A 13187-nucleotide genomic window follows, 5' to 3' on the forward strand; every position below is an offset into this window, starting at 1 on the left:
ATCGGGACAGTCTCAGTCGAACGCCAGCAACAAACGGTCGCGGGAATGCTCGATATGGCGACGCATCGCCTGCTCGGCAGCGGCAGGATCGGCCGCAGCGAAAGCGGCCAGAATGGCCTCATGCTCGTCGAGCGCCTCCTCGGTGACGCGCGAATGGAACATCAGGCGAAATATGTGGAAGTGGGTATGCTGGTGCGCCAGCGTCTCGCGCACGAGTTCGTTGTTGGCGAATTCCATGACCTTGTCATGGAAAATGGCATCCTGGCGGGCGAAGTTGGAATACCTCAGACGCTCGTCCTTGCCTTCACGGCGCGCCATGACGCCCGCCGATTCCTGAAGCTGTGCGAGCTTTACCTCGTCCATGAGCGCGGCTGCCTTGGCCGCGCCATGAGGCTCGAGCAGCAGGCGAAGCTCGTAGAGCTCGTCAAACCGTCGTTTCGTGATCTGCGGCGCAGCGCGGTAACCGATCAGATGCGTCTTCAGCACCAGGCCTTCGCCTTCGAGCCGGCCGAGCGCCTCGCGGATCGGCGTGTGGGAGACGTTGAATTCCTTGACCAGACTGTCGACCGTGATGCGCGAGCCCGGCGCAATCTTCAGCGACATGAGTTGCGCAAAAATCGCTTCGTAGACATCCTCAACCAGGCTGCTGGAGCGCTGGATACGCCCGCCGGCGAGGTTCGCTTCGTCTAGACTGGGTAAGTTCATGGCCTGCATGTTTTGCCTCTTGACACATTGAGTTGCTAACATGATGCTCCGGCTAATGCAATCCTATATCCTATACGATTTTATAGAGGATATAATTTGAGGCTGTTTCAAGACAAAGCAATCGTACTTGCGGTGGCCCTGCTGGAGCAGTGGGCCGCCCCCGCGGTCCGGGCTTCCTCACCGTCCGAGCCTGAACGGACCGTCAGCGCTCCGGGCGATGGTTCAACGCGTCGGAACGCAAGCGTGCTGCAAGTGGGGTTTGACGTCAAACCCAGCCTTTGGGCCGAGTTGAACGGCCTTTCGCATTCCAATCCAGACATCATCACAGGATGCAGATAATGAGCCTTTTCGCTGCCATAAGGCTGCCGCGCGAAATCCTCTTCGGGAAGGGCCAACGCCACGTCATTCCGGTTGTCGCGGCCAGGCTGGGGCGTCGCGTGCTCGTCTGCACCGATGAACGTTTTGCCGCAACGGGCCCGTTTGGAGAGATCGTCGCGGCGCTGCGAGCCAGCTCGATAGACGTACTGGTGCATGACCGCGTGCTACCCGACGTTCCCCGGGACACCGTTGCCGTCTGCGTCGAGGAAGCACGGAGGTTCGCGCCCGACATGGTGATCGGCATTGGCGGCGGCAGTTGTCTCGATATGGCCAAATGCGCCGCGTTGCTCATCACTCACGGCGGTCAGCTCCAGGATTACTACGGCGAGTTCAAGGTGCCCGGCCCGACGCTGCCGCTGATCGCGGTACCGACGACAGCCGGCACGGGCTCTGAAGTGACCCCGGTCGCCGTAATCTCCGATCCGGATCGCACCCTGAAAGTCGGCATCTCCAGCCCGTATCTGATCGCGGCCGCGGCCATCTGCGATCCTGAACTGACGATGACATGCCCGCCGGCATTGACGGCGATCGCAGGCGCCGATGCGCTGACGCATGCAATCGAGGCCTTCACCGCCGTCAGGCGGGGGACCGATCCCGGCCTTCCGCAAAAACATGTCTTTATCGGCAAAACCGCTTTGACCGATCATTTCGCCGTGCTGGCGATCAAGCTGCTTGGCCGAAGCCTTGAAACGGCATACCGCCAGCCCTCTGACGAGGACGCCCGGGCCGACGTGATGATGGGTGCATTGGCCGCCGGCTGTGCGTTCGGAACGGCCGGCACAGCGGCAGCGCACGCCGTGCAATACCCGGTTGGCGCGATAACCCACACCCCTCACGGATTGGGTGTCGCCACCATGCTGCCATACGTCATGAAGTACAACAAAACAGCCGCAGCGACCGAGATGGCCGAGATCGCCAACGCGCTCTGCCTCGATGCAAAGGGCTGTACGCCCGAAGAGTTGGCCGACGCGACCATTGGCGAGGTCAGTCGGCTGTTTGGGGCAATCGGGATCACCCCCTCGTTGGCCGAACTGGGGCTGCCCGCCGATAAGCTCGATTGGACGGCGGAACAAGCGATTGGTATCGAGCGCCTCATCAAGAACAATCCGCGTCCATTCGACTTGGGGTCCATGCGACGCCTGGTCCAGGCCGCCTTTGATGGCGACCTCGCCAGCATCATGTAACAATCGGGAATATCGAGATGAACACGTTTTCACAGGTTCTGTCGGATGATCAGGGCATCAGCGACTTCCACACAATCTCGCACGGGCTGTATATTGGCGGCCAATGGCGCCAGTCCGCGGATGGCAGGGTGATTCCGGTCGTCGATCCTTCGACCGAGGCTGTCATCGCCGCTGTGCCCGATGCGACCGTGAACGACGCGGCCGCTGCCGTTGACGCCGCTGCCAAGGCAGCCCACGGCTGGCGGACAACGTCGCCGCGAAGGCGTTCCGAGATCCTCAGACGCTGCTTTGAACTGATGACGGAACGATCCGAGGCGCTGGCGACTCTCATTGCGCTGGAGAACGGCAAGGCTCTGCGGGATGCCCGCGGCGAGATCGCTTATGCCGCGGAATTTTTCCGCTGGAATGCCGAGGAGGCCGTTCGCATTACTGGCGAATTCGGTATTGCGCCTTCCGGCACCAACCGCATCGTGGTCGACTACGAACCGATCGGCATCTGCGTCCTGATCACGCCGTGGAATTTTCCTGCCGCGATGGCGACCCGCAAGATCGCGCCAGCACTTGCCGCTGGATGCACGGTGATCTTGAAGCCAGCCAGCGAGACCCCGCTTACCGCCTACGCGCTGGCCGCGCTCTATCAGGACGCAGGCGTGCCACCGGGGGTGGTCAACGTCCTGACGACCTCCAGTCCCGGCCCTTTGACAGCCGCCATGCTGGCCGACCCGCGAGTGCGCAAGCTCTCCTTCACCGGTTCGACGGGTGTGGGTCGCGCTCTGCTGGCAGAGGCTGCCAGGCATGTGGTTTCGTGTTCGATGGAACTCGGCGGCAACGCACCGTTCATTGTGTTCGACGACGCCGATCTCGAAGCGGCGCTCGATGNCGTGTTCGATGGAACTCGGCGGCAACGCACCGTTCATTGTGTTCGACGACGCCGATCTCGAAGCGGCGCTCGATGGCGCAATGGTGGCCAAGATGCGTAACGCCGGTGAGGCCTGTACGGCCGCCAACCGCCTCTACGTGCAATCTGGCATTTACGAAGCCTTCTCGGATGGCCTCGAGAAGCGGATGTCGTCGCTCAAGGTCGGCCCTGGCACCGACCCGGACACGGAATGCGGACCCATGATCACGAAAAAGGCGGTCGAGAAAATAGATCGCCTTGTCATCGACGCAGTCGCACGCGGCGCGCGGGTCATGTGCGGCGGCTCAGTCCTGTCCGGAACTGGTTTCTTCTACCCTCCTACAGTGCTTCGCAACGTGCCAGGTGACGCAAAGATGGCGCATGAGGAGATATTCGGGCCCGTGGCGCCGATCTCGAGCTTCGACACCGAGGCTGAGGTCATCGCACGCGCCAATGACACCGAATATGGGCTTGCTGCCTACATCTACACGCGCGATCTGGCACGCGGCATGCGGGTGGCCTCCCGGATCGAGGCCGGGATGATCGCTGTCAACCGGGGGCTGATGTCCGATCCGGCAGCCCCCTTCGGCGGCGTCAAGCAGAGTGGGCTCGGCCGCGAGGGAGGGCAGCATCATGGCATTGCCGAGTTCATGGAGGCGAAATACCTCGCCATCAGCATGTGAGCAGAAGAATGCAAGGCGATCCCTTTCGCATCCGCGACCACGTCGCGGATTTTGACGAAATCGTGCAGGAGTTCGTTGGCCGCAGCGAGGCCGCCCGCGCCACCATTGCGATGACTGCGGACGTGGCCTACGGACCGGATCCGACCGAAACCATGGATCTGTTCTTTCCCGCGGGGAAAAGAACGGCGCTGCCGGTGCACATCTTTGTCCATGGCGGCTACTGGAGAATGTTCTCCAAGCGCGACTATTCATATGTCGCGACGACGATTAGCCAGGCCGGGGCCATTGCCGTCATCCTTGATTATGCTCTGATGCCCAAGGTCAGAATGGCGACGATCGTCGACCAGGTGCGCCGCGCCAAGCAGTGGGTCCTCGCCAACATCGCCGATCATGGCGGAAACCCGGCGGCCCTGACTGTCAGTGGTCATTCGGCAGGAGCCCATCTTGCAACGTTTCTGTTCGACGGCGAGCATACCCCCTCGAATGTGAGGGCAGCCCTTCTGCTGAGCGGGCTCTACGATTTGAAACCGCTCCAGGATTCCTTTCTCGCCGACGAGATTGGAATAACCGACGAGGAAGTCGCCATGTTTACGCCGCTCGCCTGTCGGCATGATCCTCAAACCAGGGCGGCGGTTCTGGTCGGAGCCAATGAGACGCCACCCTTCCATCAGCAAGCCGATCGATTCAAAGCAAGCTTGGTGCGGCAGGGATCGTTGGTAACGTCGCATGTGCTCCCGAACCGCAACCACATGGACAGTGTCAGAGATCTTGGCGTGCCAGGGACCGAGGCTGCTGATTGCCTGACAGAACTGATCGCCAAGGCCCGCTGACTACCCTGCCGAGATACCGCTCACCCAGCGCAGCTTGACCGCAAGCGGTCCGCATTCGCTCCGGATGAGTTCGAGGCGACATCGCGGATCCCTGCGCCACTGCGTCCAGCCGCTGGTATCCACGTCCTAAATGTCGATGCGCTGCTCGCTATCCGGATCGAACAGGTTGACGCTCGCCGGATCGACGGCAAGAAATATTGGCTCTTTGCGCCGGCCGGCAAACCTCGGCGGCAGGCGCGCGATGATCGCGTTCTCGCCGACCTGCACAGTCACCATGGTTTCAGGCCCGGTGGGCTCTACCACGTCGATCTCCCCAATGATCGAAGCTCGATTCTCCGCAACGGTTCTCAGCTCTTCAGGCCGTATGCCCAACATCACCGGTCGCTCAGAGCCCACCTGCCGGTTCCGCGTCGGCAACACGATCGATACACCGCTCGCTTGAAACAGGACACCCTCCGAATCCGGGACCAGTCGTCCGGCAAGGAAGTTCATTGCCGGAGATCCGATGAAACTTGCCACGAACATATTGGCGGGCCGTTCATAGATGGTGCGCGGATCGCCCAATTGCTGGATGTAGCCGCTTTTCATGACGGCCACCTTGGTGCCCAGCGTCATCGCCTCGATCTGATCATGCGTGACATAGACGATGCTCGTGCCGAGACGCTCGTGCAGGCGCTTGATCTCCGTGCGCATTTCCACGCGAAGCTTGGCATCGAGATTGGACAATGGCTCGTCGAAGAGGAACAGCTCCGGGTCGCGCACGATCGCGCGGCCCATCGCAACGCGCTGCCGCTGTCCGCCCGAAAGGTTGGCGGGGCGTCGATCGAGCAGATGGGAGATTTGCAACATTCGCGCGGCATCTTCCACGGCACGCGTGCGCTGGTCGGCGCCCACGCCACGCATTTCCAATCCGAAGCCGATATTCCTCGCGACCGACATGGTGGGATAAAGCGCGTAGGATTGGAACACCATCGCGATATTGCGGTCCTTGGGCGCAAGGTCGAGGACCGAGCGTCCACCGATCAGGATGTCACCGCCGGACGTGTCGTCGAGGCCGGCAATCATGTTGAGCAAGGTCGACTTGCCGCATCCGGACGGCCCGAGCAGAACCAGAAAGCCTCCGTCCTCGAGCTCGATGTCGACCCCGTGAAGAACCTGTACGGAGCCATAGGACTTGCGCACGTCCCTGATGGAAAGTGTCGCCATGCGAGTACTCCTAGCCTTTGATGGCGCCTGCGGTCAGCCCCTGAACCATGGTTCGCTGGACAATCGCGAAGAGCACGATGACCGGGATGATGCTGAGAATGCCGCCTGCCGCCAGAACGCCCCAAGGAAGCTGGAACTCTCCGACCATCAGTTGCAGGCCCACGGGCCAGGTGCGAGACCCCTGCCCGGTCGTGAGCATCAGGGCGAACAGGAACTCATTCCAGGCCGCGATGGCAATGAACACCGAACTTGCGACCAGGCCGTTCCGCGCAAGGGGCATGACGATACGGACCATGGCGCCAAGCCTTGTCGAGCCGTCGATGCGAGCCGCGCTCTCGAGTTCCTTAGGTGCCGAATCGAAGAACCCCTTGAGCATCCACACGAACAGCGGCAGCAGGAAACTCGTATAGGCAAGCGCTAGGCCGAAACGGCTGTCGACGAGCCCCACACCGCGCATAACAACATAAAGGGGAATGATCATCATGACTGCGGGAAACATGCGAACGACAAGATAGCCGAGCATGAGCTGATCTCGGCCTCGAAACGCGAAGCGAGAAAATGCATAGGCGGCAAGCGTGCCCGTGACGACGCAGATCGTCACCGTCAGCAAGGTAACGACGAGGCTGTTGCCTATAAGCCGTGGGAAACCTGACTGCGTCCAGATGGCGACATAATTGTCGAAGGTAACGCGGCTCGGGAGGTACTGCATCGTCTGGGTGACAATGTCGGCCTCATATTTGAGGGATGTCAGGAACATCCAGATCATCGGACCGAACAGAACACCGTCAGGCTTGCGAGCACGATGTAGGTGGCGATGTTCGCGATCATCCGCCGGTGACGCTTGCTTTCAATCATCGCCCTGTCCTTTGGTAATCCTGGAGATGCGGATATACCCGGCCGCGAAGATCATCAGGGTCACGAACATCACCACCGACAGGGCGGATGCGTAGCCGAAATTGAACTCCTTGTAGGCAGTCTGAAAGGCGTACAACGACAGCACTTGCGTGGCATCTCCCGGTCCGCCACCGGTGAGAATGAGGAGCAGATCGGGCGAATTGACCAGACCGATGACGCGCAGGATCACTGCCGCCGCGATGACGGTCTTGAGCATGGGCAAGGTGATCAGCCTGAGTTGTGCCGCCAGGCCTGCGCCGTCGACCGCCGCTGCCCTGTAGAGATCCTCGGGAATACCCTTCAGGCCCGCGAGCAGTAGCAGCGCGAAGAATGGAAACCCATGCCAGGCCTCGACGAGAATGGTCGCCGCAAGCGCAGTATTGGGATCAGCAAACCATGCCTTGTAGGCCTGCAGGACGCCTAGCCGGACAAGAAGATCGTTGATGACTCCGAGCCGCGGATCGAGCAGCAAGGCCCACATATGACCCGCTACGACATTGGGTAGGAAGTAGGGAAGCAGGATGAGCACGGCGAAGATTTTCGTGCCCGGCAAATCCCTGTTGAGAGCTGTCGCGGCGAGAAGACCAAGCGATAGTTCCAGCACGACCGCGGCAGCAACCCACACGACGGTGTTCTTCAATGCGATCCAGAATACCGGGTCTGACCACATCGCTAGATAATGTTTGAAGCCGACCCAGCCATCCAACCCGGGACGCGTCAGACGCATCTCGCGAAAGCTGATGGCCATCCCGTAAAGCGTCGGATAGGCGATCACGAGAAGGATAAGGGCGAGGCTGGGAAGGAGCAGCAAATACATCCAGTATCGGGTCTCGGATAGTTCGCCGAGAGCCCGCATAGGCAGATATCTGCTCGAGCTTATTATCATGAATCTGCGATGCGAAAGCACCGTCCCGTTGCGTTCTGAGCACGGCTGCACGTCCGGGGATCAGCGGAGCGCCGCCTCCAGGCCCTGGATCATGCGGTCTACTGCCTGTTCCGGCGTCGACTGACCCGTCAGCACCGACTGGAAAGCGGGATTGACGACATTTTCGGACCAGCCCGCGGCGCCGACGAAATTGTTCGGCAGGCGTCCGAACTTGAGCGTTTCCGTCGCCGCATTATAGATCGGATTGCCGGTGATCCGCTGATCCTGCAGCGCAGCGGCGGAGGCCGGAAAATAGCCGGTCCCCTCGAGCAGGGCCAGGGCAGCGTCCGTTTGGCCCCAGAAGCTCACCCACCGCCAGGCAGCCTCGATATTGTCTTCCTTCATGACGCCGTTGCCGGCGTACGCGACGCGAGCGACATGCGCCTTCGGACCGGCCGGCATCGGCGCGGTCGAGAATTGTTCGCCCTGCTTCATCGCACTCGAGATTTCGTTCAGCGAACCGGTATGATGCCACACCATCGCAGTCTGCCCGGTGCGGAAGGCTTCCATGATCTGACGGTAGCTGTCGTGGGGCGCGCTCGGCGGCACGACCTTTTCCTTCAGGAAGAGATCGGAATAGAACGTTATCGCCTCAATCGCCGCGGCCCTCTCGATGGCCGGCTGCCCATCCTTGACGATCGGCGAGCCGAACGCCTCCATGACATCGATGACATATTTGAAACCGCCGGCGCCGGCGCGCATGCCGAAGGCATACCTGCCCTTCGAAGGATTGGTCAGTTTGCGGGATGCCTGAAGGAATTCGTCGAAATTTCGGGGTGGCCCCGCCAGTCCAGCTTCCTCGAAATAGTCTGCGCGGTAGTACATCCAGTCAACGAAGGCGAAGGCGGGAACCGCATAAATGACGCCATTGCTTGAAAGCCCGGTCCAGCGGTTGTCGGGAAAGTTCGCCTTGCCCTCCCACCCATTCACGCGCTCGGTAAGATCGATCAATCCCTCCATCGCGGTAAGATCGGCGAAGCGCTCGGCGATCACCATGGCGGTATCGGGACGCCCGCCGGCCAGCACGGCCGATGAAACCTTGGCCATATATTCCGAGTTCGGGATGTTTTCCTGGGTCACCGCCACATCTGCATTGGCCGCCTGAAACAATCCGATGATCTTGAGTAAGCTGGCCATTTCCGACTGACTGGTGAAGTGGTGCCAGTAACTGATGGCACTCGCGGCACGGGCACCACCAATGCGCCCTGCCATCGCGAGGGCCGCCGAACCCACGAGAAACTGCCTTTTGTTCAACCGCATGCGACCTCCTCCAAGATATCAGATCAGCAGACTGATCGATCAGTTGGAGTGTTGGGTAACATCATTTCCCAAGCCGTGCAACCGCGCCGGAGAGGCAAGCAACGACGTGTCAGACCAGACCAAGGTTCCGCTGCATGGCCGCCTGGAAATGGGACTGCAGCTTTGCTTCGGCAGCGTCGGCATTCCTGGTGCTGCAAGCCTCAAGGATGTCGAGGTGTTCCTTCAGTGTCCGGATCATGATTGGCGAGGTGAGTTTGCTGTCCAGCCGCAACAGACGTAGATAATTGTGCATGCGCCGATAGGTGCTATCGATCAAGGGATTGCGCAGCGCGCCGATGATTGCGCCATGCAGCTCTCCCTCCAGCGCATCCATCTCCTCCAGTTGCTCCTTTCCCACACCCTCCCGTTCGATGCGCCGGACCAGCCGGGAGTGCCGCATTTCCAAGGCATTCATGACGGCTTCATCGCCCTGCTCGGCAAAGACGCGAATTGCCGATCGCTCTATGATGGCGCGGAATTGGTAGGTGGCACGCGTGAGCTCCATGCCAGGTTTTATGAACTGGATTCCGGAGCGTGGATGGATGGTGAGAATTCCTTCCGCCTCGAGCTTGCGCAGAGCGTCACGAAGCGGAGCGACGGGCACGTCAACGATCGCGGACAGTTCGCTCTGCGAAACGAATGCCCCGACCGGAACGCGCCTGTCGAACAAGCGTTCCAGAATTCGTTCGTAGGCAACATCGCTCATACGGGTGGCCGCCACCAGGGTATGAGAGATGGCTTTTGCTTTGCCCGCCACTTGCGGCACCTCCATCGATTCGGTACTGAGTCATCTTAGCTGATAGATCAGTGCGTTATACTAAACGATCAGAAAGCCCCTGTGATGAGCCTTTCGCATTTTCGTATAACCCGATTTCAGTTCGCCCGCGACCGGGTAATCGGGGACAGTCAGGTTCGAGCCGACGATGTAAACGTCGCTGCGCTGGAACTCGTTTCGAAAAGTGGTGAAGTGGGACTGGGCTTCATCCAGACGCTCTTCAATCCCCTGCCCGACCAGACTGAGATTGAGACCGTTTTCGAAAACGAGGTTTGGCCGGGGCTGAAAGGACATAAGGCGATCGCGCTGGTTCATCGTGTGAACCGCCCGCGCGGTGGCAATCAGCGGGCGTACTCCCTGCCTTTCCATGAAGCGATCCAGGTGGCGCTTTGGGATCTTGCGGCAAAGGAAGCTGGCCTACCCCTTCACGTGCTGCTCGGCAGTCGTCGCAACCGTGTGAAAGCCTACGCCAGTGGCCTCGATTTTCACCTCGACGACGATGCTTTCGTCTCCTTGTTTTCCCACGCGGCGTCGCTTGGCTATTCCGCTTTCAAGATCAAGGTCGGCCACCCGGATTTCGATCGCGATCTGCGGCGCCTGGAGCTGTTGAAAACCTGCGTGCCGGCAGGCTCGGAAATCATGATCGACCCGAACGAGGCGTGGACCTCGAAGGAAGCGCTAATGAAATTGGTGGCGATCCGCGATGCCGGCCACGATCTTCTCTGGGTCGAGGATCCAATCCTGCGTCACGACCACGAAGGATTGAGAATGCTCAGGCAGGCAATGACATGGACTCAGATCAACAGCGGCGAGTATCTGGATCTTCAAGGCAAACGGCTTCTTCTGGAAGCCCACGCAGCCGACATCCTGAATGTCCACGGTCAAGTCACCGATGTTATGCACATTGGTTGGCTGGCCGCCGAGCTCGGCATCCCGGTCAGCATCGGCAACACCTTTCTGGAGATCGGCGTGCACATGGCGGTCGCGCTTCCGGAAGTCGAATGGCTGGAATATTCGTTTCAGAACTTCGATCATCTGGTGGAACAGCCCATCGAAATCCGGGACGGCTACGTCTATGCGCCCGATCGACCTGGCCATGGATTGGTACTGTCCGAAAAAGCGCGCGGCGAATGGATGAGACCAAGGTGCCTGATACGGTCGGAACTGGGTACCGCGCCAGAAAATGCACGCCTCCCTGGCAAGTGAGTGAATGACCGAGCCAGCTTGGGAGTTGGCGATGCATGGCACAATTCACGCCACCTCGAAGACCACATGTCCGAAGAACGTGCCGACACGATGCGCGCGATCATCTCCTGGGGCGCTACGCCGAGTTGTTCGGCTACGACGAGCCGTCGAAGCAATTCGACCTCGAGAACCCGGCGTGAGCGAGTTCGCATGGCTGTCTTCTCAGGAACATTCCATGATTTCGATCGAACAGGCTGCCAATTAATTTGGGCATCGTCCTGCCGCGCGGGTCCGGGATCGGGTTCCTCGGTGCTGGAATTATGTTTCTCAAGAAGGAACTGAACGTGTGCGACCTCAATACTGCGCCGACCCGCTGGTCTTCCGCCGCGTTCGGCGTCCTCGCCAAGCCCGCCGGACGCTCCTCGCCGCGGTCGCGGCTGGTTAACCGAGTTCGAGCCCAGTTTCTCGTCCGTGTGGTCTGCCGCAATCCCGACGTCGGCATCGGTCATCTGAGCCTTCGGCGCCTCGACCGCCCCGATCTGAAGAGCACCCGCGCGTTTCGAGGTAACGTCCAGCAATCGGCGACAACCCGCAACCAATGCCGGTTGAAGCTGTTGTGGGACGGCTCGGCCTCGAGCCTGCGGTTTCGGCAGCGCGATAGTCTAGGGCGTCGAGACCTTGATAGAGTGTCGAAGATAGCTTCCGGCCTGGTTTCCACCGCCATACGAACTGCGGCGGGTGATCAATTGGCTGTCACATGAACCAGCTCATGAGCATTCCGACCATGCACATCGCCATAGCGATCGTGGAGGCCCATCCCAGCCAGCGCAGCCAGCCCTTGACGGTGAAGTCGCCCATGACCTTTGGCTGGCCTGTCATTATCATCATGACCGTCATGACCGGAACGGCGACGACACCGTTGACGACGGCTGTCCAATACAGCGCCTTGATCGGGTCGATTGGACCGAACGTGATCGCTGCTCCGAGCCCCGTGGCCGCGGCAAGAGTGCTGTAAAACGCCACAGCCTCCCCAGGTCTGCGCGACAACCCCACGGGCCATCGTCTCGCCTCGCCAATGGCGTAAGCCGCCGCGCCGGCCAGGATCGGTACCGCCAGCAACCCTGTCCCGACGATGCCGAAAGCGAAGATAGCAAAGGCAAAATCGCCGACGATCGGCCGCAGCGCCTCGGCCGCCTGAGCGGATGTCTCGACGTCGGTGATGCCGGCTTTGTTCAAGGTCGCCGCGGTCGCGAAGATGATCGCCAGCGCGATGACGTTGGAGAATGCCATGCCTATGAGAGTGTCGGCGCGTATTCGCGAAAACGCGTCGACCGCCTGACGTGGAGCCCTCAACAACGATTTTCTGCGATGATTTGCGTGGACCTCTTCGGCCTCCTCTGACGCCTGCCAGAAGAAGAGATAGGGCGAAATCGTCGTGCCGAAGATAGCGAGAAGCGTAGTGAAGAACTCGTTGCTCCAGACAATTCGCGGGACCAGCACGCCACCCAGTGCTTCGGCCCAGGGAACTTGCACAGCAAACACGACAGCGACATACGAGAACAGGCTCAACGTCATCCATTTCAAGATGAGCGCGTAGCGATCGTAGTTCACGAAAACGATTCCAATTACGCAAATGGCTGCGAACAGGACGACATAGAGAACGGTCGGGCCGCCGATTAGAAGCTTCGTCGCATCGGCCATGGCGCTGAGATCGGCGCCGATGTTGACGGTATTTGCGATGAACAGAAGAGTTACGATGGACTGTAGAAGCCAATTCGGATAGTGGCGGCATAGATTGCCTGCGATGCCGTGGCCGGTGGTCCTTCCGATGCGCGCACTGATTTCCTGAATCGCGACCATCAGAGGATAGGTCAGCAGCATCGTCCATCCGATTGCGAACCCGAGTTGGGCCCCCGCCTGGCTATAGGTGCCGATCCCGGATGGATCATCGTCCGACGCGCCAGTGATGAGGCCCGGCCCCAGTCTGCGGAGGATCGTCTTCTTCACGGGAGAGACAGATGAACTCGGTCGATTTTTCTTGGAAGCCGCCAGCTCATCCATTGCGTTGGGTCCACAGAGCAAAGCCAGCAGCACCAGTAGCTGCCGCGATTTCGCCAATAGCAATACCGTAGAAACGTGCCACTTTGGCGGAGGATCTGCGCCCTCCGAAGGCAGAAGTTACAGGTTCGAATCCTGTCGGGTGCAGCATTGCCGCAGTTCGCTTG

The 13187-nt window shown here is 60.2% G+C and carries 11 protein-coding genes and 1 pseudogene; 5 read left to right on the plus strand and 7 right to left on the minus strand.

Translation table 11 applies throughout. From position 1 onward, the window contains the following. Positions 1–12: 12 nt before the first annotated feature. Positions 13–714 carry a GntR family transcriptional regulator gene (locus X760_RS51285; RefSeq protein WP_023718518.1) on the minus strand — a complete coding sequence of 234 codons (702 nt, stop codon included), beginning with the start codon at positions 712–714 and terminating at the stop codon, positions 13–15. A gap of 329 nt (positions 715–1043) precedes the next feature. Here X760_RS51285 and X760_RS51290 point away from each other — a divergent pair, with 329 nt between their 5' ends. The 3 genes and pseudogenes from X760_RS51290 (at position 1044) to X760_RS51300 (ending at position 4678) form a co-directional block, all read left to right on the plus strand. Beyond that, a complete protein-coding gene (locus X760_RS51290; RefSeq protein ID WP_023718519.1) occupies positions 1044–2267 on the plus strand; it encodes an iron-containing alcohol dehydrogenase in 1224 nt (407 codons plus the stop codon). Between the two features lie 17 nt (positions 2268–2284). Then, positions 2285–3848: pseudogene (locus tag X760_RS51295) on the plus strand (NAD-dependent succinate-semialdehyde dehydrogenase). 8 nt (positions 3849–3856) lie between these two features. Then, complete coding sequence (locus tag X760_RS51300; RefSeq protein WP_023718520.1) at positions 3857–4678, plus strand: alpha/beta hydrolase; 822 nt, start codon at positions 3857–3859, stop codon at positions 4676–4678. 126 nt (positions 4679–4804) lie between these two features. On the opposite strand, the gene ugpC is transcribed toward X760_RS51300, so the two are convergent. From ugpC to X760_RS51325, 5 genes are all read right to left on the minus strand, one after another. Continuing rightward, positions 4805–5884: a sn-glycerol-3-phosphate ABC transporter ATP-binding protein UgpC gene (ugpC, locus tag X760_RS51305; RefSeq protein ID WP_023718521.1), complete on the minus strand. Its 1080-nt coding sequence runs from the start codon at positions 5882–5884 to the stop codon at positions 4805–4807. A 10-nt stretch (positions 5885–5894) separates the two neighbouring features. Then, on the minus strand, positions 5895–6641 hold the full coding sequence (locus X760_RS51310; protein WP_245278557.1) for a carbohydrate ABC transporter permease: 747 nt from the start codon (positions 6639–6641) through the stop codon (positions 5895–5897). Positions 6642–6731: 90 nt separating this feature from the next. After that, positions 6732–7595 carry a sugar ABC transporter permease gene (locus X760_RS51315; protein ID WP_245278558.1) on the minus strand — a complete coding sequence of 288 codons (864 nt, stop codon included), beginning with the start codon at positions 7593–7595 and terminating at the stop codon, positions 6732–6734. A gap of 129 nt (positions 7596–7724) precedes the next feature. Continuing rightward, entirely contained in the window at positions 7725–8963 is a 1239-nt protein-coding gene (locus tag X760_RS51320) for an ABC transporter substrate-binding protein (protein ID WP_023718523.1), read from the minus strand. A gap of 109 nt (positions 8964–9072) precedes the next feature. Further along, positions 9073–9759: a GntR family transcriptional regulator gene (locus X760_RS51325; RefSeq protein WP_245278559.1), complete on the minus strand. Its 687-nt coding sequence runs from the start codon at positions 9757–9759 to the stop codon at positions 9073–9075. A gap of 84 nt (positions 9760–9843) precedes the next feature. Between X760_RS51325 and X760_RS51330 the strand changes: the two genes are divergently transcribed. Together X760_RS51330 and X760_RS77180 are read left to right on the plus strand one after the other, a co-directional pair. Then, the gene (locus X760_RS51330) at positions 9844–10983 is read left to right on the plus strand and encodes a mandelate racemase/muconate lactonizing enzyme family protein (protein ID WP_023718525.1); all 1140 of its coding nucleotides are present in this window, start codon (positions 9844–9846) and stop codon (positions 10981–10983) included. 299 nt (positions 10984–11282) lie between these two features. Beyond that, positions 11283–11723, plus strand: a complete 441-nt coding sequence (locus tag X760_RS77180) for a hypothetical protein (protein WP_198030477.1) — start codon at positions 11283–11285, stop codon at positions 11721–11723. Here the strand turns inward: X760_RS77180 and X760_RS51340 are convergent. Beyond that, positions 11716–13023 (minus strand): divalent metal cation transporter, encoded by a 1308-nt coding sequence (locus X760_RS51340; protein ID WP_023718527.1) that lies wholly within the window; start codon positions 13021–13023, stop codon positions 11716–11718. The two genes, X760_RS77180 and X760_RS51340, sit on opposite strands and share 8 nt — an antisense overlap. Between the last annotated feature and the right edge of the window lie 164 nt (positions 13024–13187).

It is taken from the genome of Mesorhizobium sp. LSHC420B00 (genome assembly GCF_000503055.1).
Classification (GTDB): domain Bacteria; phylum Pseudomonadota; class Alphaproteobacteria; order Rhizobiales; family Rhizobiaceae; genus Mesorhizobium.